This is a genomic window from Bradyrhizobium sp. 482_C4_N1_8, assembly GCF_052075965.1.
Lineage (GTDB): Bacteria > Pseudomonadota > Alphaproteobacteria > Rhizobiales > Xanthobacteraceae > Bradyrhizobium > Bradyrhizobium barranii.
Map to the genome: position 1 here is coordinate 5751160 of NZ_CP197231.1, position 21994 is coordinate 5773153.

18 protein-coding genes are annotated in these 21994 nt (G+C 57.8%); 13 read left to right on the forward strand and 5 right to left on the reverse strand.

Going from position 1 to position 21994, the window contains the following annotated elements; translation table 11 throughout:
- The first annotated feature begins 17 nt into the window (after positions 1–17).
- The 3 genes from AB7Z56_RS27870 (at position 18) to AB7Z56_RS27880 (ending at position 2579) form a co-directional block, all read left to right on the forward strand.
- Positions 18–1529, forward strand: coding sequence for a 4-hydroxyphenylacetate 3-hydroxylase family protein (locus tag AB7Z56_RS27870; protein ID WP_161495932.1), 1512 nt, complete (start codon positions 18–20; stop codon positions 1527–1529).
- 102 nt (positions 1530–1631) lie between these two features.
- Positions 1632–2129: a flavin reductase family protein gene (locus AB7Z56_RS27875; protein ID WP_441256587.1), complete on the forward strand. Its 498-nt coding sequence runs from the start codon at positions 1632–1634 to the stop codon at positions 2127–2129.
- A gap of 12 nt (positions 2130–2141) precedes the next feature.
- Complete coding sequence (locus tag AB7Z56_RS27880; protein ID WP_441256588.1) at positions 2142–2579, forward strand: site-2 protease family protein; 438 nt, start codon at positions 2142–2144, stop codon at positions 2577–2579.
- A gap of 51 nt (positions 2580–2630) precedes the next feature.
- On the opposite strand, the gene AB7Z56_RS27885 is transcribed toward AB7Z56_RS27880, so the two are convergent.
- Complete coding sequence (locus tag AB7Z56_RS27885) at positions 2631–2897, reverse strand: metal-sensing transcriptional repressor (RefSeq protein WP_354113034.1); 267 nt, start codon at positions 2895–2897, stop codon at positions 2631–2633.
- 830 nt (positions 2898–3727) lie between these two features.
- Between AB7Z56_RS27885 and AB7Z56_RS27890 the strand changes: the two genes are divergently transcribed.
- The 8 genes from AB7Z56_RS27890 (at position 3728) to AB7Z56_RS27925 (ending at position 13724) form a co-directional block, all read left to right on the forward strand.
- Entirely contained in the window at positions 3728–5707 is a 1980-nt protein-coding gene (locus AB7Z56_RS27890; RefSeq protein WP_441256589.1) for a carbohydrate porin, read from the forward strand.
- 16 nt (positions 5708–5723) lie between these two features.
- On the forward strand, positions 5724–7457 hold the full coding sequence (locus AB7Z56_RS27895) for an ABC transporter permease (RefSeq protein ID WP_441256590.1): 1734 nt from the start codon (positions 5724–5726) through the stop codon (positions 7455–7457).
- A gap of 27 nt (positions 7458–7484) precedes the next feature.
- Complete coding sequence (locus tag AB7Z56_RS27900; protein ID WP_441256591.1) at positions 7485–8789, forward strand: ABC transporter ATP-binding protein; 1305 nt, start codon at positions 7485–7487, stop codon at positions 8787–8789.
- A 274-nt stretch (positions 8790–9063) separates the two neighbouring features.
- A complete protein-coding gene (locus AB7Z56_RS27905) occupies positions 9064–9336 on the forward strand; it encodes a hypothetical protein (protein WP_354237445.1) in 273 nt (90 codons plus the stop codon).
- A gap of 138 nt (positions 9337–9474) precedes the next feature.
- Positions 9475–9666 carry a hypothetical protein gene (locus tag AB7Z56_RS27910; protein WP_063984076.1) on the forward strand — a complete coding sequence of 64 codons (192 nt, stop codon included), beginning with the start codon at positions 9475–9477 and terminating at the stop codon, positions 9664–9666.
- The gene (locus AB7Z56_RS27915; RefSeq protein ID WP_063984077.1) at positions 9663–9959 is read left to right on the forward strand and encodes a hypothetical protein; all 297 of its coding nucleotides are present in this window, start codon (positions 9663–9665) and stop codon (positions 9957–9959) included. The genes AB7Z56_RS27910 and AB7Z56_RS27915 overlap by 4 nt, the downstream gene beginning before the upstream one ends.
- A gap of 900 nt (positions 9960–10859) precedes the next feature.
- Entirely contained in the window at positions 10860–12176 is a 1317-nt protein-coding gene (locus tag AB7Z56_RS27920) for an O-antigen ligase family protein (protein WP_441256592.1), read from the forward strand.
- 213 nt (positions 12177–12389) lie between these two features.
- Positions 12390–13724, forward strand: coding sequence for a cellulase family glycosylhydrolase (locus AB7Z56_RS27925; protein WP_161495912.1), 1335 nt, complete (start codon positions 12390–12392; stop codon positions 13722–13724).
- 80 nt (positions 13725–13804) lie between these two features.
- Here the strand turns inward: AB7Z56_RS27925 and AB7Z56_RS27930 are convergent, their stop codons facing one another.
- The 4 genes from AB7Z56_RS27930 to AB7Z56_RS27945 all read right to left on the reverse strand — a co-directional run bounded on the left by AB7Z56_RS27930 (position 13805) and on the right by AB7Z56_RS27945 (position 19511).
- A complete protein-coding gene (locus tag AB7Z56_RS27930) occupies positions 13805–15358 on the reverse strand; it encodes a hypothetical protein (RefSeq protein WP_063984081.1) in 1554 nt (517 codons plus the stop codon).
- A 523-nt stretch (positions 15359–15881) separates the two neighbouring features.
- A complete protein-coding gene (locus AB7Z56_RS27935) occupies positions 15882–16883 on the reverse strand; it encodes a glycosyltransferase family 2 protein (RefSeq protein ID WP_063984083.1) in 1002 nt (333 codons plus the stop codon).
- A gap of 152 nt (positions 16884–17035) precedes the next feature.
- Positions 17036–18520, reverse strand: coding sequence for an undecaprenyl-phosphate glucose phosphotransferase (locus AB7Z56_RS27940; protein ID WP_231144558.1), 1485 nt, complete (start codon positions 18518–18520; stop codon positions 17036–17038).
- A 325-nt stretch (positions 18521–18845) separates the two neighbouring features.
- On the reverse strand, positions 18846–19511 hold the full coding sequence (locus AB7Z56_RS27945; protein ID WP_439034533.1) for a transglutaminase-like cysteine peptidase: 666 nt from the start codon (positions 19509–19511) through the stop codon (positions 18846–18848).
- A gap of 437 nt (positions 19512–19948) precedes the next feature.
- Between AB7Z56_RS27945 and gmd the strand changes: the two genes are divergently transcribed.
- The gene (gmd, locus tag AB7Z56_RS27950) at positions 19949–21046 is read left to right on the forward strand and encodes a GDP-mannose 4,6-dehydratase (protein ID WP_063984084.1); all 1098 of its coding nucleotides are present in this window, start codon (positions 19949–19951) and stop codon (positions 21044–21046) included.
- Positions 21027–21965, forward strand: a complete 939-nt coding sequence (locus tag AB7Z56_RS27955; protein WP_085404108.1) for a GDP-L-fucose synthase family protein — start codon at positions 21027–21029, stop codon at positions 21963–21965. The genes gmd and AB7Z56_RS27955 overlap by 20 nt, the downstream gene beginning before the upstream one ends.
- Positions 21966–21994: the final 29 nt, after the last annotated feature.

Consider the following 21994-nt stretch of genomic DNA (forward strand, 5'->3'; position numbering starts at 1 on the left):
ACTTTGGAGAGATGAAAATGCTTCGGACCGGCGCCAATTATCTTCGATCGCTGAGAGACGGCCGCAAGATCTACCTCGGTGGCCACCTCGTTGATGACGTGACCACCCATCCTGCCTTCCGCAATTCGGCTCAAAGCTTCGCGCGCCTGTTCGATCTGAAATGCAATCCGGATCATTTCGATCGACTTTCCTTCTCGGAAGACGGTCAGCGTCACAGTTTCTATTTTAAGCAGCCGCGTAGCCGCCAAGACCTCGAATTCCGCACGGCCGGGCACAAAGCGTGGGCCGATGCCAGCTACGGACTGTTCGGTCGATCCCCAGATCACGTTGGATCTTTCATTACCGGGATGACCTGTCGGCCCGAAGTGTTCGACGTTCCGAACCATGGCTTCAAACAATACCTCCTCGACTATTACACCTACATCCGCGACAACGATCTCTATGTCAGCTATGCGACCCACCCTCCTCAGGGCGCGCGCAACTACTCATCTGACGCCGGCTCGTCGTTCTTCAAGTCGCCGGCACTTCATGTTTCGGCCACGGACGACGAGGGGATCACTCTCCACGGCATGAAGACACTCGCGACCGGAGGCGCGTTTTGCGACGAGATCTGGATCGGTAACCTGACGCCACTAGCCCCTGACCGGATCAAGGAAGCCGTGACCTGTGCGGTACCGGCCAATGCGCCGGGACTATCGCTCTGGTCACGACGATCGATGGAGCAGGCCGCACCGAACACATTCGACTACCCCCTCTCCTCTCGCTTTGACGAGAGCGATTGCATGCTCGTCTGCGACAACGTGAAAGTCCCATGGTCACGCGTCTTCACGATCGGAAACGTCGACCTCAGTCGCGCGATCTACATGGAAACGGGTGGGCACTACTTCGGAAACCATCAATCGAACGTACGCTTCTGGGCAAAACTTCAATTGATCGTCGGGCTTGCGAACAAGATTGCAAAATCTGCCGGCGTCCGCGGAATTCCCGCCGTTCAGGAGACACTCGGAAAACTTGCGGCCATGGAGGCGACGATCGCCGGCTTGATCGCTGGCCAGGTCGCCGATCATCAGCCCGTTGGCGACGGGTATGTCGTGGTCAATCAGCGTTACATGTACGCCGCTCTCAGCTGGTGCCAGGACAATTATGGGCTGATCTGCGCGACCGTAAGAGAGTTGATGGGCGGCGCCATCTTCCAGATGCCAGCCGACATCTCAATCGTCGGAAACGATCAAATGAACGCTCTTTTTGAGACCTATTGGTCGACTGAGCATGAGAGCGCGCTGGATCGGATGAAGCTCTACAAGCTGGCCTGGGATCTATTGGCCTCGGAGTTCGGGGCCCGACACGTTCAATATGAGAACTTCTATGCGGGGCCGCCATTCCTCGTTCGGGCCCATAGCATGAGGCTCGCACCCTGGGCATCACTTGATCAGACCGTCGACAAGCTGATGGCTAGCTACGATCTGCCCGCGAACAGCGCGTCATTTCACCACACCCAGCAAATCGAAGCCGCGATCCCTGCTGAATAGCAGGAGCCTGATCTGCCACGTCCTCAAGGCGATTCGAAGCAAGATACGAGTCACGCTTGCCAAGCGCAGACACCTGCAGCCGACCTGAGAGAGCACATAGCCATGACTTTCAACAATCGACAGTTCCGTGATGCGCTTGGCTACTTCCCGACCGGAGTCATCGTTGTAACCGCAACGACCGACGAGGGCGAGCGACTGGGCATGACCATGAGTTCGTTTAACTCGGTATCGCTAACTCCTCCTCTCGTAGCCTTCAGCATTCACCTCGAAGCTGCGAGCCTGGTGAAATGGCGGTTATGCCGTCGGTACGCCATAAACGTACTCGGCGAAGAGCAGGGCCATCTGTCCGATCGCTTTGCGCGCGCAAAATCCGGCAAATGGGACGACATATCCGCGATCGACGGACAGTTCGGTACCCCACTCCTTCCCGACGTGCTGGTCGCGCTGGAGTGCGAACAATATGCCCGACACGACGGCGGGGACCACGAACTCTTCATCTCTCGGGTGCTCGCCATTCACGAAAGCCCGAGAACGTCCCGACACCCCCTGGTCTTTCAGAGAGGCCGTTATTGGTCACTTCAAAAAGACCAATGCGCGTAGAAGGCGATCGGCATGTGGCAGATCCCTTTGCTTGCTATTGGCGGCTACTGCGCCTTGGTCGTCCATGAGCTTGGCCATCTGCTTGCTGCGCGCGCCTTCGGCATCAATGCAGCGGTCGTGACCATTGGACTGGGTCCAACGATCGGTCGACTTTCCGATGGATCAGGCACGATTTGGGCCTTCAGGGTTCTGCCTGTTCGGTCAACGTGCGACTTCTATGAGCGACCCGAGTCTCTGAAGCCAACAAAGCCGAACACTCGACCCTCAATCGGTCGCCTCTCGATTCCGCGGCGTGCAGCCATTCTAATCGCGGGGCCGTTCTCAAACGTAGCGTTCGCGTGCGCCCTGTTGCTGGTCACCCATCCTTGGGATCCAGACGTCGCCGCTCCTAACCTTGGGAAAACCGGCAGCGAAATAGCGAGTGCTCTCTTCGTTGTCGCGCTCAAATAGCCGATGAGGCCCGCATGGGGAGTTCACGTTGCGAAGGATCGGTCAACGGCCTCAGAGGTATTTCGCCAGCAGCTTGAACTCCTTGAGCGTCGCCCTGCCCTTCGACCCCGCGGCGGGGAAGGATCGTTCAAGACTATGACTGAGATGATCGTGGACCAGCATCTTTTTGGCGTTCTCGATCGCTCCTTCCACCGCCTGCAATTGTTGGGCGATCTGGGCGCAAGGGCGCTCCTGTTCGATCATCTCTATGATCGTTTCGAGATGGCCGTGTGCGCGTTTCAGGCGGCGGGCAATCGAGCTGTGAGCATGATCTTTCATGGCGTCTCCTATCCTCCCAGGGAGGATACGTCATATCCTCCCAGGAGGATAGAATGATGTGCTTGACTCCACGCGATCGCAGGCATATTGGGGCCAGTCACCGTCTGGAACATTCCGTTCCCGACGGATCACAACCAGACGAAGAGCTATGGGCAGTACCACCTATGGCGCCGCGCTCCCCGAAGGAGCAACGCAGCCGCAGAACATAAGCGTCCGCGAAAGCGGCGGCAGCGATAGGAATTACGGCCGCAAATAGGCGGTCTCGTTCCGCTCACTGACCTGCCGCGTCATGCGGAGGTGGAGGTGAGCGATGTTGAAGGTAATCGCACGAATTCAGTTGCGCGGACTTTGCCGCTTTGCGCGCAGAGCGAGCGGTCCCTTTCCCGCCAACGACAATCTACGCGTCCACAACGTTGGCCGATCGATCCGCCCGCGGCTTTTCTGCCGCTGGTCGACGGACGACGATGGACTGGTCTGCCATTGGTCCGAGGAGATGACCGTGGCACCAGGATTGCCGCGCCAATGGTCGGCGTCTGAGCCGCTTCAGACATCCTGGATTGGATCTGGCGCGTAAGCCGTCGCAGATGGTGAGCCCGATGATCAAGGCACTTTTCGCACGACTGCGACGCCTAGTGGCGGCGGCCATCCTTCGGATGGCCAGCCGAACTCTGCATTGCGCCATGATCCTCCACGGTCAGCGACGGATTTCCCATCAAGGTCTTCGAGCGGTCCTGTCCGGAACACGCTGGCTGGGACGACTAGGCGCCTGGCTCGCTTTGGGACAGCGGCGCAAGCAGTGATCGGCGGCTGCCGATGCACGGAGGTTTGGAATGAAGCGATTTCTTGCCATTGGAAGCGTACTCACGGGCTTGGGATGCCCCCAGCCGCATGCCGCCGATCTGCCGCTGAAGGCACGAACGGCGAAGACCCTCTACGGCTGGACCGGCTTCTATGTCGGCGGCCATTTCGGCTACGGCGATGCGAGCTTTGGACCCGGCACCAACCCGCTGCCCGAGCAGGGAATGATCCTGCCGTCCAGCGCGACCGGCCTCTCCGGCGGCTACCAGCTTGGCTACAATCGCCAACTTGCAAACCGCATCGTGTTCGGGATCGAGGCGGACTCCACCTTCACCGGTCCGCGCGACGTCGTCGCGCATGAACGGTCACCGCCCCCCTTCAACACCACAATCGACTATGTCGGCACGGTGCGCGGCCGCATCGGTTATGCCTTCGACCGCTTCATGCCTTTCGTCACCGGCGGTTTCGCCTGGGGCCATACGCATATCAACATCAATGATGCCGACGGTGTCTCGGAGCTGTTTCCGGTCGGAAAATATCAAACCGGGTGGACGGCGGGCCTCGGCCTTGAATTCGCCGTCAGCGGCAATTGGAGCGCAAAGGCCGAATACGACTACGTCGCACTGTCGCGCCGCACCTACGATCTCAGCGGCTTCGGCTTGCCTGACGTCAACGTCGAGCCGCGCGTTCACCTGTTCAAGCTCGGCCTGAACTATCATTTCGGCGATACGCCGTGGATGGCGCCTATCAACGGCAAGACCAAACTGCCGGAGTCCGGCGACTGGAATGTCCACGCCCAGACGACCGTGCTGCCGCAGGGCTACGGGCCGATCCACTCGCCCTATGCGAGCCCGCAGAGCCTGCCCGGCAGCGGCCAGTTTCAGGCGACGTGGACGACGACCGCGTTTCTGGGTGCGCGGCTGTGGGACGGCGGCGAATTCTACTTCAATCCCGAGCTGGCGCAGGGCTTTGGTCTCAACGGCACGCTCGGACTTGCCGGCTTCTCCAACGGCGAAGCCCAGAAGGCCGGCGCGCCGTTCCCGAAAATCCGTCCGCAGCGCTACTACTTCAAGCAGACCTTCGGTCTCGGCGGCGAGCAGGAAGCGGTCGCCGACGCTCCGAACCAGCTTGCCGGCAAGCGCGATATCGACCGCATCACGCTGATCGTCGGCCGCTTTGCCGTCGGTGATTTCTTCGACGGCAACTCATACGCAAAAGACCCGCGCGCCGACTTCATGAACTGGGCGATGTGGTCGTCGGGGGCGTACGATTTCCCCGCCGACCTGCCCGGCTATACGCGCGGCGCCGTGGTCGAGCTCAATCGCAAGGACTGGGCGGTGCGCGGCGGACTGTTCCAGGTCCCCGATGCGCCCAACAGCGATACACTGGTCTACAAGATGGGCGGCGCGGTCGTCGAATTCGAAGAGCGCCATTCGATCTTCGAGCAGCCGGGCAAATTGCGTGTCGGCGTCTTTGCCAATGGCGGCAACACCGCGAACTATCGCGAAGTCCTGACACTGGCGGCCGCCAACCCTGCGCTCAACATCAACGACATCGCCACCGCAACCCAGCGCATCCGCTCCAAATACGGCTTCTATGTCAATCTCGAGCAACAGATCGTCAACGACGTCGGGCTATTCGCCCGCGCGAGTTGGAACGACGGCCAGAACCAGATTCTGTCATTCACCGACATTGACCGCAGCATCTCCGCCGGCCTGTCGATCAAGGGCAGCCGCTGGGGACGGCCGGACGACACGGTCGGCATCGGCGGCGCCATCAACGGCTTGTCGGCCGGGCATCGCGACTTCCTTGCCGCCGGCGGCATCGGCCTCCTGATCGGCGACGGCCAGCTCAACTATCGCACCGAACGGATCCTCGAAGCCTACTACGCCTATTCGGTGATCAAGGGCGTGACGATGACCGCCGACTACCAGCTCGTCGTCAATCCCGCCTACAACGCCGATCGCGGCCCGGTCTCGATCTTCTCGGGCCGCTTGCACGCGGAATTCTAACTGAGAGGACCGCATCTTGAGGCTACAGGATATTCGCAGAACCACAATCGCATTGGCAGCACGTCCCAATATCTGGGACGTAGTGATGCTCACTCTCGTCATCGGCGCCATGGTGCTGATCGTCTATGGCGGCAAGCAGACCGTCGCGCCCCTGTCTGAGCTGGAGCGCGCGCCGGTCTCGCTCGATCCGGCAAACCTGCCGTTCTACGCCTTGCGCACCACGTTGCGGATGCTGCTTGCGATGGTGTGCTCGACGGTCTTCACCTTCGCCTACGCTGCAATCGCCGCCAAGAGCCGGCGCGCAGAGCTGGTCATGATCCCGCTGCTGGATATCCTCCAGTCGGTGCCGATCCTGGGCTTCCTCACCTTCACCGTCGTGTTCTTCATGAATTTGTTTCCGGGGCAGGTGCTCGGCGCCGAGCTCGCCTCGGTGTTCGCGATCTTCACCAGCCAGGCCTGGAACATGACGTTCAGCCTGTACCAGTCGATCCGCAACGTTCCAAAGGATCTGGAAGAGGCCACGCAAAGCTTCCATTTGTCCGGCTGGCAGCGCTTCTGGCGCCTCGACGTCCCCTTCGCGATGCCCGGCCTGATCTGGAACGCGATGATGTCGATGTCGGGCGGCTGGTTCTTCGTGGTGGCCTCGGAGGCGATCACGGTCGGCGACACCACGGTGACGCTGCCGGGCATCGGCTCCTATGTCGCGATGGCAATTCAGCAGCAGGATTTGCCGGCGATCCTCTACGCCATGCTGGCGATGCTGCTCGTGATCATCGCCTATGATCAGCTGCTGTTCCGCCCCATCGTCGCCTGGGCCGACAAATTCCGCTTCGAGCAGACCGCCTCAGGCGAGGCGCCGGGCTCCTGGATGCTCGACCTGTTCCGCCGGACTAGGGCGCTGCGTGCGCTGACCCTTCCTTTCGCGGCGCTGAACCGCGCGATCTCGAACTTGCGCATTCCGCTGCCGAAGCTGCCGCCCGCGGCACCAGGTAAAGACCAGACGTCACGCCTCGTCGATACGGTCTGGATCGCATTGATCCTCGGCGGCACGGCCTATGCCGCCTGGCTGACCTATCGCTATCTCTCGGCCAGTCTCGGAATGTCCGACGTTCTCGTCGTCATCAGGGACGGGCTCATCACGTTGTTGCGCGTCGCCATCCTGATCACCCTCGCCACGCTGATCTGGGTGCCGGTTGGCGTGTGGATCGGGCTACGTCCGAAGCTCGCCGAACGAATCCAGCCGCTGGCCCAGTTTCTCGCGGCCTTCCCGGCCAATCTCGCCTTCCCCGTCTTTGTCGTCGCCATTGTTAGCTTCAAGCTCAATCCAGACATCTGGCTGAGCCCGCTGATGATCCTGGGCACGCAGTGGTACATCCTGTTCAACGTGATCGCGGGCGCGAGCGCCTTTCCGACCGATCTGCGCGAAGCCGCCGGCAGCTTCCATCTCCGGGGATGGCGATGGTGGTTCAAGGTGATACTGCCCGGCGTCTTTCCTTATTACATCACCGGCGCGATCACGGCGTCCGGCGGCTCCTGGAATGCGTCGATCGTCGCGGAGGTCGCAAGCTGGGGCGACACGCATCTGAAGGCCACCGGGCTCGGCGCCTATATTGCTTCCGCAACGGAAGCCGGCGATTTCCCGCGCGTCGTGCTCGGAATTGCCACGATGTGTATTCAGGTGACGTTGTTCAATCGACTGATCTGGCGGCCGCTCTACGCGTTCGGCGAGCGGCGTCTGCGCCTTGGCTAACGAGACTTGAGTAGAGGAGAGCCTATGATGCTCGACCAAACTGCCACATTGATCGATATCCGCTGCGTCTGCCGCTCCTTTCCAAAGGGTAGCGGCGATGAATTGCTGGTGCTTGAGAACGTCGACCTAACGATCCGGCCAGGAGAGATTGTTGGACTGCTCGGCCGCTCCGGGTCCGGCAAATCGACACTTCTACGGATCATCGCCGGACTGGTCAGCCCTTCGTCAGGCGAGGCAACGTGCCGCGACCAAACCATCATTGGTCCACCGAACGGCGTTGCCATGGTGTTTCAATCATTCGCACTGTTTCCCTGGCTGACGGTTCTGCAAAATGCCGAGCTTGGACTGGAAGCGCTAGGCGCCGATGCCGCCGAACGCCGCAAGCGTGCTCTGGCAGCGATCGACCTGATCGGCCTCGACGGCTTCGAGTCGGCCTTCCCGAAAGAACTGTCGGGAGGCATGCGCCAACGCGTGGGCTTTGCTCGCGCTCTTGTTGTGCACCCCGACTTGTTGTTGATGGACGAACCCTTTTCGGCACTCGACGTCCTCACCGCCGAGACGCTGCGGACCGATCTGATCGATCTCTGGATCGAGGGCCGGCTGCCGATCAAATCGATCCTGATGGTGACGCACAATATCGAGGAGGCGGTCCTGATGTGCGATCGCATCCTGGTGTTCTCATCCAATCCAGGGCGTGTCGCCGCCGAGATCAAAGTCGACCTGCCTCATCCACGCAACCGGCTTGATCCGCATTTCCGCCAGCTTGTCGACAGCATCTATGCCCGCATGACCCAGCGCGCCGAGCCGAAGGCATCTTCGATCGAAGGCATTTCCGGGACCGGTATCGGCATGACTCTGCATCACGTCTCATCCAACGTGCTGTCGGGCCTGATCGAGACGCTGGCGGGGCCGCCCTATCGCGGACACGCCGACCTGCCCGTGCTCGCAGGCCAGCTCCAGCTCGAGGCCGACGAGATCCTCCACCTCGGTGAGTCCCTGCAACTGCTGCGCTTCGCCCAGCTGAGCGAAGGTGACCTGATGCTCACCGACACGGGCAAGCGTTTTGCCCATCTCGAAACCGACGCGCGCAAGAAGCTGTTCGCCGAACATCTCGTCACATACGTGCCGGTGATGGGATTGATTCGCCGCGTGCTCGACGAACGTCCCTCCCATACCGCCCCCGCGGCACGGTTCCGCAATGAGCTCGAGGACTACATGTCCGAGGACTATGCGGACGAGACGCTCAGGACCGTCGTGTCCTGGGGACGTTATGGCGAGCTGTTCGCATATGACGAGCAGTCGGAGACTTTTAGCCTTGAAAATCCGGGCTAATAAGCTGCTGGGGTCGATCTCGGCGCGCGGGTGGTCGAAGCCAGCAAAGCGCCGCTGGGCGCATCTCGATCAACGGAAAGGCGGGCCTTGCCGCCAGGCTGCGCAACAGCATCCGGAGAGTCTCGAGCGCCTCAAGCGCGGATCGATGGTCTGACGATGTGCGGCTATCGGATATTGAGTCGAAATTCGTCTGTCAGGCTTGCGGCAGAAGAGGCGCCGATGTCCGACCAGACTTCGATTGGAATACGCCGACAGTGCCAGCTATGGGGTACCGATGAAACCCGCCACCGAGCGATCCTTCGCCAACCCGGAAGTCGCGACTCGCAAGCTGGTAGAACTCGCGACGTCTATTGAAGCGGTCGAGGACGGCCGCATCCACATTGAGAAGATAAACGCGCCCTTCCTTTACACGCTAAAAGCCAGTGGCTCGGAGTTTGGGGCCGGCATCAAGTATGCAGTTGAATGCGGCTGGCTCGAGCTGCATGAGAGCGGGACCTATGTCCGGCTGATCGGCACCAGCGCAAAAGCGGCCCCAGCAAAAGACTAAATTGCCGGGGCCGTTTGGAGGTACCTTGGCGGTAATGGGGTCGCCAGGTGGCCATGAGCATAGGAAAAAACGGCAATCAAATCTGTCTGCTTTTGCACAAAGCGTTATAGTTCCAGATCGGGAACGGAACCGATCACCATGAAAGACATGCAGGCTCAGTTGGAAAAGCTGCGCACGGATGCTGCCGAGTGCGCCTTGATTCGTGATCTGGCAACTGAGCCCAGGAAGCGAGAACTGTTCACCAAGCTGGCCGAGCATCTGACAATCCTGGCCGATGAGGTTGAACGCGCCATTGGTGCCGCGGGACATGATCTGAAGCGGAAGGAATGACCGAACGAGGCTGGGGTCGGCGTTTCAAGGATCCGGTCACGATCGACAATCACGTACTGGTGACGCTGCTCGACGCCGGCGAGTACATCGCCACGCTGCCGAAGAAAGAGCACGCCGTACTGGAGTGGCAAGCGGCGATGGAAGCCTTGATCGTGGTGGCGGAAGGTGGTGGCCCGACGATGTTTGCCCGCATCGGGGTCATGCGGGCATTGAACCGCCACTATGTCCCGGAGCTTAGCCCGAAGGGCAAAGAGCCTCATTGGGGCCGGCGAAAGCTGAAGAGGGATCAATAAGAGGCCGTCTCAGTTGGCGGCCTCAAAGCTTGAACAACAAGATTGCCACTAGAACGACGGGGAAAAGCCCGACCAAGCAAATGAAAAACCGAAACGCCCATTCCTCACGCATCACCTTAGCGTAGCTGGGGCTTTCTTCCTTGGCATGTGCAGTCTGTGCCACCGGCCGCCAGGTGGCAGCTCGAACCCTCGCGAAATCGGAAAAGCCGCAGCGTGGTTCCAGCCCCCACTGCGGCATTCCCGGAATAACGAAAAAACTTGGTGCTCAAATCGCGCCGGTGTTCCTTCAGTAGAACACCCCGTTCCGAAAATGGAGTCCGGACAACTACCGGACTCCGGTTTTCTACGCATTGTCACTTGGAGGGCCAACATGGCACGCCATGGCAATTCCAGCCCCAATGCTCCCGGCTGCCGATCCAATTGCGGATTAGAGCGCAGGGAGTGCTAGGCCCGCCAGCGCTCGAAAGCTTCGCAGGAAACTCAACTGAGGCCGCCAGCTGGGGCTGCCTACGTCACGCTTGCGGTGGCCAACCATCTCCCAGAGATTGCCACGAGTAGACCGCCTAAAACGGTTCGAGGGTGACGGCGGGACAAAAGACCGACCGCGGCAACTCGGCCATTTTAAGCTTGTTTCGCAAATACTTAATTATTTATTTCCCTGGTATTTAAAATGTGCTGTAGCAATATTCGGGGAATCCTCGTCGTTTACGATTTGTCGCCCACTGAGACATTCGCGTCCTGACGACCTCTCAGCGTTCGTCGCGCAAGACCAGTTGGATCATGCAACGAAATTCGGTTTTTCAAAAACGTAACTTCTATCGGCTCAAGCTTCAGCGACCTACAGAAAATTCGGGACCGCCCTCGGTTCCGTTGCCGGTCACGATCATTTCCGGAATTTGCATGATCGCGATGATCGGCGGATTTGCGCTGCAGATTGCCGGCATCGACACTGGCCGTCCGATGGACCTCGGTGCAGATGGCTCCCTTCGCAGCCAAATCGTGCTGAGCTTGTGCTATTTGGTTGCGATTCTTCTCCTGATCTCGTCCAATTTCTGGACAACCGTTCGTCATAGCTGGCCTGTATTTATCCTTCCTCTGCTGGGCTTCCTATCAATGTTGTGGTCGCCAGACGCGCTGTTGACTCTGCGAAAGAGCGTTGCCCTGTCTGGGACCGTACTTTTTGGAATTGCCATTTGCTCAAAGTTTGGAACGGTAGGCTCGCTGCGTTTATTCCTCTGGACGCTGTCCTCTATTATCGTTGCAAGCTTTGTCTGGGTCTTTGTTTTTCCTTATCAGGGTGTCCATCAGGCCACAGATGTTTTTCCTTTTGAGGCGGTCCACGCGGGTTCCTGGCGCGGGGTGATTGGCCATCGGACCGCCTTGGGGCAGCTGGCCGCGCTGTCGTTCGTACTCGTGCTCTTTTATGGCCGCGTTGCCTTCACAAGTTACGCAGTTCGCGTTGCCATCATCACTATCAGTCTGGTGTGCCTGTACGGAGCCAACTCCGGTGCCGCCTACGCCGTAGCGGGTTTCATGCCCGTCCTGCTGGCCACGCTGATGCTCGTGGGTCGATGCTCATTTCAAATACGAATAGCCGCATTGCCGTTCCTGACGCTTGCGCTTCTGATGATCGCATTATTCGGCGGCGATCTTGCAACGCTCACACTTAATGCTCTTGGAAAGGAGCCCGATTTGACGGGCCGCGTTCCGCTGTGGGGCTACCTGATTGGGCTAGCCGACCAGCGCCCGCTCCTTGGCTACGGTCTCGCAGCAGGTTTTACCAAGATAGTATCACCTCAGATCGAAGGTATAGGATACGGTCAGTTCCTCAACGCGCATAATGGCTTTATGGAGATACTAATTTCGTTCGGGTATGTTGGTCTCGCACTATGCTTGGCCCTGCTCGCCTGGCAATTTTGGATTGCGGCGCGACTTCTGATATCTGGAGATGAAGAGAAGTCGCACATCAACGCGTTTCCGTTGGCGATTTTCATTTATATGATTGGGGCCAACGTTGTAGAGTCGGCGTTTCTAGCGCCAAATAGCTGGTATGCGGTCTTGCCGGCGATGGCGATGGTGACCGCGAGCTCCGAGCTTTCCGCATTGAGACGCTTGGGCGCGCGTTCTAGATCGCTCAACAGTCCCCCCGGACTGCTCAAGCGCCAGTACAGGCGAGAGCCTAAACGACGATTGGGAGTTGGCTCCAACCCCGCCTAGCCGGCCGCCGGCTCCAATCAACTCCTAACGCCGGAAGGTCCGCCGAGATTGTCGAGCGGCCGTTAGAAATCAAATTTGTCTACGCCGAAATGTTCTCCGCTGGCCGCAAGATATCAAAGCGGAGGCAGGTCGGACATCCACGGAGTCGTCGATAACCTAAGATTGGGCATTCCATTGAACGCTTGTCACTTTCGAGAACTACGGACGATGGCGATGGCTACAGCTCTTGCCATCTGCTGCTCGGGCCTTCCCTCTCACGCGTCAATGCAGAAACCGCAGCTGAGCGACGGCCCTGCCTTCTCCGATAATCACAAGACCCTGGTCTGCTTAAACACATTTCAGCCGTTCGGATACGGCTTGTCGATCGGCCCCCCAGGATCGGCTGTTTACGACGAGGATCCCTTTCGAAACGGCGGCTCCGACCAAGCAGTCATGCCAAAATCGCGGCTCGCTTTGATCAACTCGTCTGGCTTTGACTGCCTCAGAATGGTGATAGACGTTGGCGCGTTGATGTCGGCTCGCTCCGAAACCTTACTTGATGCATTAGTTGCGCAGATAATGATCGGCATTTCCCGGAGAGTAGACAGTGGACTGAGGGTCCTAGTGGATATTCATCCCTTCCCTCGAGGAGCTCACCCGGTCTCCGGCTTCGCGGATGTCGATTTGCTGGATGGCGAGACCGGGGAGAAGTTTCAGCGCTTGATCCACGTCGTCAGCAAGCTTGCCATTTCCATCGGGGCGCGCTTTCCGCCAGCTCTGGTTGCTATCGAGCTTTTCAACGAACCCCCGTCACCCACTTCATTCAACGATCAGCGCCCCTGGAACGAGCAAATCGAATTCTACTGGAAGCAGATCCGCCTGATCCTGCCAACTCACACATTAATCGTGGCCGGAACCGGCTTCGCGGAGCTCGACGGATCGGTCAGCGGGGACTCGTCAGCGGGTGTTGTCAATCTAAGGCCCGACCGCTTTGACGCGAATACCGGCTATGCGATCCACCCCTACGAGTCCGCCACCTTCACGCATCAAGGGTATGCTGGATTCTTCTCTCATGTCGGCGGTCTTGAGTTTCCTGCTGCAATGGACAGAGATGGTAAGCTCGCCGCAGAAAATATCTTTCGAAGAAACGTGGCGGCAGATCCAAATCTGACCCACTCGGCAAAATCGCAACTAATCTACGACTTTCTGTATCGAACGGTTCACAGCTACAGCTTCGAGAAGTACAGGACAACCTTTGGCAATGCGGAGTTGTTGCTGAAGCGAATGAATGTCGTAAACACCTGGGCCGACCTTCATCACTTGTCACGCAAGCAAATCATGAATACGGAGTTTGGCGTAAATCGCGACCAAGCTGGTTGCGTCGGAAAGGCTCCCTCGAAAAGCGCCTTCAATTTCGTCCGGGCGATACGGGACAACTCATTTGCAAGCGGTATAGGACTGATCACTATCCATCAGATGCAAGGCGATTGTTTTGCGATCTCTTCTGCAGCTCCCCCGTTCGCATTTGAGGCGGATATGCTGGAGGCCCTGAGGCTGCCCGGAAGGTAGGTTCTCGAAGAGCACTTTGACTTTGAGCGACCGAAGCCATGGCTCGATCAAACGGCGCCTGAGGGCGAGCCCATCTATCCCTATCGGGCCCAACGCGTGATCGCGCGACTCAGGGACTGCAGGGACGACGGCATGGTCAGACTGAGACTCGCGACCTCATCCTTACGCAGTGGGCGTACAACAAACACCGTCAAGAAGAAGAGACCTGTAGCCAGCACGGCCAAGGTTAGGTTTCCGAAGTCTGGTCGGGCGTAGCGAGCAAGCAAAGCAAATAGAACGGAGCCGCCTGCCGCTGTTCCGACCTGGAGCGAGCGAACGGGGTCTATTGCCCGCCATGTCTCGACGCGTCGATGGGCAAGCATGATGATTCCGATACGGATTGCACTTTCAGTGAGCGGAATGAACAGGACTGCGAGAAGGCCCCAACGATCTGCAGTCAGGTAGAGAGCTGCGACCCCCAGCAGCGATACCGGCCAGAGCGCCAGGAAGACGGTGTGCTTAAGCTGAACGCTCGTAACAATCTCGCATATCCGGTAAATCGTCTGAAACAAGAGGATCAACATGACCAACGGGAGCAAGTAGTAGTACGGAGCATATTCCGGCCGTGATACAAGCGCGATGATCTCTCGTCCCGCGAGGCCGGTAAGAATTGAGAAAGCCAGAAAGCAGACCAACTCAAGCTTGAACACCAACGAAAGCGAGGAAAACACTCGCGCAGGCGCCATCGTGAACCTGGCGAACAAGGGCTCCAGACTTGGGAGGATCATCAGACCGGGAAACGCTCTTTGAATCGAAACGCAAAGCCCTTGCACAAACGAAAATGCGGAAAACGTAACAATATCGAGCCCGCCTTTGGCAAATATCCTGACAACCGAGGGACTGGTAATCAACCAACCAATGTTGGACGCGTAGATTGATGCGGCGAAAAGCGGAGCATCCTTCGCGCTCAGGCGGGGCAATCGCTGCTCGCTGGTCGCGATCAGAAGACTTGAGATATGCGGCCTGAGCCGGATCAATTTTAAGAGTATGATGATCACCGCAACGAACGTCGTCACAGCCGATATTGCGATCACTGTAGCGCCGCTGATTTCATGACCGGAAAGTGCAAGAAGGAGTACGCACGCGCTTCGCAAAAGGACATCGATCGTTCCCGATATCGCGGTCGTCGCGTGCACAATCCAGCTTTGCGCCAACATCTCCAAATCGGTCGTCACCGCATAGCCCGCATACCAAACAGCGAACGCGCAGATCGTAAGCATCCCTTCGCCCATCAGCAACGTGTCTCGCGCGAACGTCGCGAGCAGACCAATTGCACCCAGCGCCACCAGGATAGATCCCCCCCTTACGAGAGCCACCCTCTTCAACAGGGCCGCGAGGCCTTGATAGTCACCATCCGCTGTAAGCGATGGAACATAACGCAGCAACGTACGATCAATGCCGAACGAAAGTAGCCGCTCCATCGTCAAAAGGATTGCAAGGAAGATCGCATAGGTCGCGTAGCCGCTCGGCGGTAGCGTTTTCACCACAAGGATCTGAAAGAAGAATCCCAGGAACAGATTGATGAACTTGAACGCGTAGTGGATCTGGAACGCGCGATGAATATTGATGTGCTTATGTGGTCCTTCGGTATTCACGGCCTGTCGAATCCGCACAGAGACTTCCGATCGAGGTCACAGGCATCGCGAGCGTTCACGTCGATCGCCACCTTCGACCTTTCACTCTCCGTCGTGAGCGACAGAGCGCGCACTCTGGTTCCATCTGGAATGCTTACCCCGCCGAAAACCACTGCATAGCAACCAAACTCGACGCCGCTTCCCACTGAAGGGACCGCACTTGAGCTCTCACCCTTGTTTCCCAACGTCACTCCGTGCCGCAAAGTGCAATCGTCGCCGATCCGAACGTCAGGGTGAATGCATATGCAAAAGGGATGAAATATCCGCAAGCCCCAACCAATCCGTGTTCGCGCCAAGATATCGATCTTGAAGAAGAAGCAAACCGTTTTGTAAATACAGTTGGACACCGCGTAGAGGACACGCGTCTTGTCAAACTCAAAGAAAAAATTAGTCAGACGAAAGCCGGCAATAAACACCTTTACTCGGATCGATTTATTTCTCCGCAGCTCCCTTCGCAAATTAACAAGGAACATTTCTTCCCTCATTATCGCGACAACCGTAGCGTTTCGACCGTGAGCGGCTTGAGGGGAGAGATTCTAGGCCTGAAGAGCCCGAAGAGCATGCCTATCGTGAAAACATGCCAGCCAATAACCATATAGGTTCCATTCGAAAAGGATTTTTTCCAAACTGTTAGGGCCAGGATGATGGCGGCAACTCCAAGAAGAGCCAAGGCGGCAAACGCTGCTCCGTAAGACGTGAACAAAGCAAGCAACGCGAAGGCAGACCAGTATCCAAGCACAGCGACCCAGAGCTTAAATTCGCGAAGCGATCGTATCACACGCGCGAAGTAGCCAGCGTTGATCGATGCACGCAGCATTTCGCCTGGTGCGAAAATGTATCCCATCTTCACACGGTGAAAGAGCAAGCGATATGTGCTACTAGTATGACCAAAGTGCTTGGCGGCCGGGACATTCAACCGCACAAGTTTCCAACCGCTAGACCGAAGTCGCGCTCCAAGGTCGAACTCCTCGTACCCGTGTAGATTTCGATCCGTTAAGTAGCCGAGTTCATCGATCGCGCTCCGTCGATAGAGCCCCCCGCCTGCAAGGCGATCAACCTCACCTAATGGATTCAAGTGAGAAAGATTCCGTGCGCGGTTCTTGAATTCGATATTCTCCGTCGACATTTCGTCGATCCTGCCCCCTACCCCAGCCACGTCGGGATGGTCGTTGAGGAAGGCTAGAGCAGTCTTTATGAACTCCTTGTCCAGAACCATATCTCCATCCATGAGACAGAGAAAGTCGCCTTTGGCGTGTGCATAACCAATCTGCGGACCTGCTCCACAACATCGCTCACTGGCGTTCGCGATCCTGAAAATCGAGATTGGATAAGGGAGGGCGCACTCAAGCGTCTTGTCTACAGAAGCGCTATCTACGAGCACCACCTCGCCTTCCGGGCTCGGAAGCGCGGCCAAGGCGCTCTCGATTGCCGAAGCGATATGCACTTCCTCATTATAGGCTTTAATAATAATACTGACGCGGGTCACGAGAAACTCACCTGATTCAGCGTATCGGAGAACTACGAAGCGTTCGCGGCTTTCAAAATGCAATAAGCCACAGACTGCGTCGAACGCGGTTGCGGTGTGCCGCCAATTTAACGTTTGATTACGAAATGGCGAGTCCTGGAGCGTCGGGATGCTTAATAGGCGTTTCGCGCGCTCGCAACCTCAATGCACGTCCTCAACAGGATCTTCAGATCCAACAACAGGCTCCAGTTGTTGATATACCAGAGATCGAGCTCCACCCGGCGCTGCATTTGTTCGACTTGACGTGTCTCGCCCCGGAATCCGTTCACTTGGGCCCAGCCAGTGATGCCCGGCTTGACGTGATGGCGAAATGCGTAGTCCGACATTATTTCCCCATACTGGATGTCATGCACCAATGCATGCGGTCGCGGACCAACCAGCGACATATCACCCTTCAGGACGTTAAAGAGTTGCGGAAGCTCATCGACGCTCAAGCGGCGCAAGTGACGACCTACTCGTGTTACTCTCCGATCGAAGCGCGTCGCCTGGACAACCTTGTCAGCGTCTTCGGTTACGGTCATGGTACGGAATTTTAGAATCCTGAACTGCTTGGCGTTGAAGCCGTTTCGTCGCTGACGGAACAGGACCGGTCCCGCGGAATCCAACTTGATTGCAATCGCGGCAATGAGAATCGGCGGCCAGAGTAGAAGGAGGAGCACCAGGGCACCAACGACGTCAAACACACGTTTCAAAAGATGCTCGACGCGGGAGAGCGGACCGCGCTTGATTTCGATCGCAAAATTTGGCTGCCAAGCAAATGTGAGATTTCGCGTCAGACCCCGAACAATCCGATCCGGGAGCAATTGAACTGGAAGTGGCGAAGCCCGCATGCATTCGCGTATGAGTTCCAGCCTCCGCGACTCACTCCAGGAAACTGCCAATACGATCGCTTCGGCCCCTTCTTGCCTTGCGCTATCCATAGCTAGATTGAGCACGCTCAGTTCGCTGCGGGTCAGCTGCATGGTCGACAGGCTTGGGCTTGGAAGAGTTAAGCGGTCGATTTCGCTCAGGCCGAAATCCCCCAATAACTGCTCGCCGTCCAGCGCCGCCAACTCATCCCGCGATCCAACGAGGACGGCTCGACGACCAGCTAGCAGTCCTTCGGACACGACAACTTTAATGGCGCGCGTGACGGCCCACCGCGCGACCAGCAATAACGTGGCTGTCAGAGCGACAAAAGTGACAATCGAACCACGCGAAAAGATCGCGCCAACCTTGAGCAGGAAAGCCAGCAGGGCCAGTAAAAGACCGACGACAAGCCAACGTTTGATGATTTTCCGGTAAACGGCATGTGACGAGACAATGGAGCCGAATTGGTAGAATCCCGCCGCGTGTGCCATCCACAAGTAAAGGATTGCGGCGACGCTTCCCGACAGTGCAAAGGCATCAAAATTACTGACAACCAGGCCTGAAAACGCTTGATAGATAGAGCAACCTAGAATGCTCGACACGATAATTACGAGAAAATCGACCCCGGCGCAAAAGTACCCAGCCATCGCGTGAGGAAATCGGAGCCGTGGCTCCTTGCTTGCCGAGCCGACGCTGTCACGAGAGAGGATCGCCTCGCTCGACGCCAACTCGCCGCTACTGTTTGGCATGAAAAATCACTCAAAAATATGTGATTCGAAAATTCGCCCGTTAAACAAGCGTGCTTTGAGCATATTTTTGATTGACTGTTAAATTAACTTTCGATTAATTCTGATTTAATTTTGAACGCGACATGCCGCAGCGCGCCCTTTACGTCGACTTCTACCTCAAATGGATGTTGTCGCCGCTTCTCCGTTAGGGTTGTAATCGCGACAACTGAGCCAGCGCGGCTTGACCGCATTCGATTGCGACTGCGGAATGGTGGACTTCCGCGTTCCAAGGAGCCGGGCATCAATTCCGCGCTGAGACTTGCGGCCATGGCACCAGATGGAGATATTAATCGAGGCCAACCTTAGCGGCCTCGAGACTTGCCGTCCGCTCAGGTCTTGAGCTCCACGACACGATGGTAGCCCAAAGCCTAGCATTTCCTGGTGTTTGCATGCGGGCGAACCGATAAGGCGTCTTCGACCAAACTCGGATTTCGGCGGTTAGGTTATCGAGAACGAGGTCTGCCGACGCCGTCCGCACCACCAGAACAAGGTGATGCTCGCCTGAGGAAGTAATCACCTCGCTCAAAAGCAAGGCGCGCGCCGGCCAACCTCGCGCCAGTAGCTCATGCCGCTTAGTCACCGCATAGTCGTTACAGTCGCCAGTTCGGGGGCCAACGATCCAGGTTTCAGTTGCAAGGCCGCCGAGGTTGGCCGTTGGCACAATCGTGCCATTTACAGTGTTGTTGACTTGGACGACATCGGACCATCGCGACGAAGTCAGCTTAACGGGCCCGCCGCGAAAGATCAGTCTTCGAACTGTGCATTCTGCAGGGTAATCCATGCAGAACCTCACATGAGCCATCGGCGCCAACGCCGGCACGCTGAGCTGAATTCGTTCCAATTGCGCCCGCAAGCCGCGCGACATATTGGAAATTCCCGCATTTGCTCCATCGGAGATTGCGGCGGATAGCAGCGCAATCATCACCGCGGTAATTTTTGGAATCTCACGCATGTCGAATTGCTCCCCCGCATTACCGAGAGCATCATGCGCATGGGCAATTTGAGAATTGGCCCTACTTTGTCGAAGCTTTTTACTCAACTGTCGCGAACTTTATTAACCAACCGCCTCGCCTGCTACACCCGCGCTTGCGATGGCTACAGCGAATGTCGCTCCGCATGCAGCGAGCCGACACCGAGAGGAAGATGCCTTGTGCAGCGCGCGGCTGGCGAAAGGTGCTTGACCGAGGCTGAACACTTCAAGCTGCCGCCGTTTCCAGCGGCACCCTTCCTCAAATACCGGCAGCATTTAATTTGAGGCGGCGCCGCTGAGGGCGCATTGAAATTCGCCGTTGAGAATTAAGTATTTTGGTCGATTTGATGCAAAATAGAATTATACCCCGCTATGTTGATCTACGGACATGAGGTTGCGAAGAAATTACGAGGAGATGAATGCTCTCGGGAACTACACCCAAGGCCTCGAAACAACGTGTTGCGTTGATTAGCGGCATTACTGGACAGGATGGAGCCTATCTGGCCGACTACCTTCTAGGCCTCGGCTACACCGTGCACGGCATCAAGCGGCGGTCGTCCTCGTTCAATACCGCGCGGATCGATCACCTCTACAAGGATCCGCACCACGGCAACGTGCCGTTCTTGCTGCACTATGGTGACATGACGGATTCGACCAACCTGATCCGGCTCATGCAGCAGGTCAGGCCGACCGAGATCTACAACCTCGCGGCCCAGAGCCATGTCAGCGTCAGTTTTGAAAGTCCAGAATACACGGCAAATGCCGACGGGATCGGCGTTTTGCGTATGCTTGAAGCGATTCGGATTCTCGGCATGGAGAAGGAAACGCGATTCTATCAGGCATCGACCTCCGAGCTTTACGGCCTGGTACAGGAAGTTCCGCAAAGGGAAACGACGCCGTTCTATCCTCGATCGCCCTATGGTGTCGCCAAGCTATATGGCTATTGGATCACGGTGAACTACCGAGAGGCGTACGGCATGTATGCTGCGAACGGCATCCTGTTCAACCACGAGAGCCCGATACGCGGCGAGACCTTCGTAACGCGCAAGATCACGACCGGCGTGGCTCGTATCGAGGTCGGCCTCGAAGGCACGCTCTATCTCGGCAACCTCGAGGCCAAGCGCGACTGGGGCCATGCGCGTGATTACGTCGAAGGCATGCACAGGATACTGCAGGCAGACGCGCCTGACGACTTCGTGCTGGCGACCGGAGAGACGCGCTCGGTTCGCGAATTCGTCGAACTGGCCTTTGCGGAGGTCGGCCGTACAATCGAATGGCGCGGCAGAGGCGTCGAAGAAACTGGTGTAGACCGAACTTCGGGCAAGACAGTCGTGCGGATCGACCCCAGGTATTTTCGCCCGACAGAAGTCGACCTCTTGATCGGAGACGCAAGCAAGGCGCGCGAGAAGCTGGGATGGCAACCAAAGATCCCGTTCGCTCAGCTGGTGAAGGAGATGATGGCAAGCGATCTGGCGATCGCCAAGCGGGAGGTCGCCAATGGCAGACATCCCGTTTGAGCTCCAGGGCCGGCGCGTCTTCGTCGCCGGCCACCGTGGGATGGTCGGATCTGCGCTAGTGCGCCGGCTGGCGCGCGAAAATGTGGAACTGCTGACCCTGCCCCGCAGCGAGGTCGACCTGCGCGATCAGACCGCGGTAAACGCCTGGTTCGCCCGCAAACGCCCGCACGTAGTGTTTCTTGCGGCAGCGAAAGTCGGCGGTATCGCTGCCAACGACAAGCTGCGCGCGGAATTCCTTTACGACAATCTGGCGATCGCAGCCAACGTGATACACGCGGCATACGTCGGTGGGGCCGACAAGCTGATGTTCCTCGGCTCGTCGTGCATCTATCCCCGGCTGGCGCCGCAGCCGTTGCGCGAGGACTCGATACTGACCGGTCCGCTTGAGCACACCAACGAGCCTTATGCGATTGCCAAGATCGCTGGCATCAAGATGGTCGAGGCCTACCGTAGCCAGTACGGCGCCGACTTCATCAGCGTGATGCCAACCAATCTCTATGGCGTCGGCGACAATTATCATCCTGAATACAGCCACGTGGTGGCCGCTCTAATCCGCCGCTTCCACGAGGCGAAGGTCTCCGGTGCAAAGAACGTTGTGGTCTGGGGGACGGGCGCACCGCGCCGGGAATTCCTTTGTGTCGACGATCTTGCGGACGCCTGCATTCACCTCATGAAGACCTACTCCGGCGATGAACCGGTCAATATCGGCACCGGCGAGGACATCACCATCTCTGACTTCGCCCGCCTGGTCGCCACCGTGGTCGGCTATATAGGCGGGATCAGCTTCGACCCATCAAAACCCGACGGCACGCCACGCAAACTGCTCGATATTGAAAAGATCACCAAACTCGGCTGGCGCGCTGTCACTCCGCTTGCTGAGGGTATCGCGCTCGCCTACCGGGCGCATCTCGATCGGTAACGACGAACGCATATACTCTCAAGTCGGCG

Excerpts from the sequence above, each read along its gene's own strand:
- AB7Z56_RS27885 (WP_354113034.1), bottom strand. The coding sequence starts at position 2,897 with ATGAAAGATCATGCTCACAGCTCGATTGCCCGCCGCCTGAAACGCGCA.
- AB7Z56_RS27875 (WP_441256587.1), top strand. The coding sequence starts at position 1,632 with ATGACTTTCAACAATCGACAGTTCCGTGATGCGCTTGGCTACTTCCCG.
- AB7Z56_RS27905 (WP_354237445.1), top strand. The coding sequence starts at position 9,064 with ATGAAACCCGCCACCGAGCGATCCTTCGCCAACCCGGAAGTCGCGACT.
- AB7Z56_RS27880 (WP_441256588.1), top strand. The coding sequence starts at position 2,142 with ATGTGGCAGATCCCTTTGCTTGCTATTGGCGGCTACTGCGCCTTGGTC.
- AB7Z56_RS27940 (WP_231144558.1), bottom strand. The coding sequence starts at position 18,520 with ATGCCAAACAGTAGCGGCGAGTTGGCGTCGAGCGAGGCGATCCTCTCT.
- AB7Z56_RS27955 (WP_085404108.1), top strand. The coding sequence starts at position 21,027 with ATGGCAGACATCCCGTTTGAGCTCCAGGGCCGGCGCGTCTTCGTCGCC.
- AB7Z56_RS27925 (WP_161495912.1), top strand. The coding sequence starts at position 12,390 with ATGGCTACAGCTCTTGCCATCTGCTGCTCGGGCCTTCCCTCTCACGCG.
- AB7Z56_RS27915 (WP_063984077.1), top strand. The coding sequence starts at position 9,663 with ATGACCGAACGAGGCTGGGGTCGGCGTTTCAAGGATCCGGTCACGATC.
- AB7Z56_RS27870 (WP_161495932.1), top strand. The coding sequence starts at position 18 with ATGCTTCGGACCGGCGCCAATTATCTTCGATCGCTGAGAGACGGCCGC.
- AB7Z56_RS27890 (WP_441256589.1), top strand. The coding sequence starts at position 3,728 with ATGAAGCGATTTCTTGCCATTGGAAGCGTACTCACGGGCTTGGGATGC.
- AB7Z56_RS27900 (WP_441256591.1), top strand. The coding sequence starts at position 7,485 with ATGCTCGACCAAACTGCCACATTGATCGATATCCGCTGCGTCTGCCGC.
- AB7Z56_RS27910 (WP_063984076.1), top strand. The coding sequence starts at position 9,475 with ATGAAAGACATGCAGGCTCAGTTGGAAAAGCTGCGCACGGATGCTGCC.
- AB7Z56_RS27945 (WP_439034533.1), bottom strand. The coding sequence starts at position 19,511 with ATGCGTGAGATTCCAAAAATTACCGCGGTGATGATTGCGCTGCTATCC.
- AB7Z56_RS27920 (WP_441256592.1), top strand. The coding sequence starts at position 10,860 with ATGATCGCGATGATCGGCGGATTTGCGCTGCAGATTGCCGGCATCGAC.
- gmd (WP_063984084.1), top strand. The coding sequence starts at position 19,949 with ATGCTCTCGGGAACTACACCCAAGGCCTCGAAACAACGTGTTGCGTTG.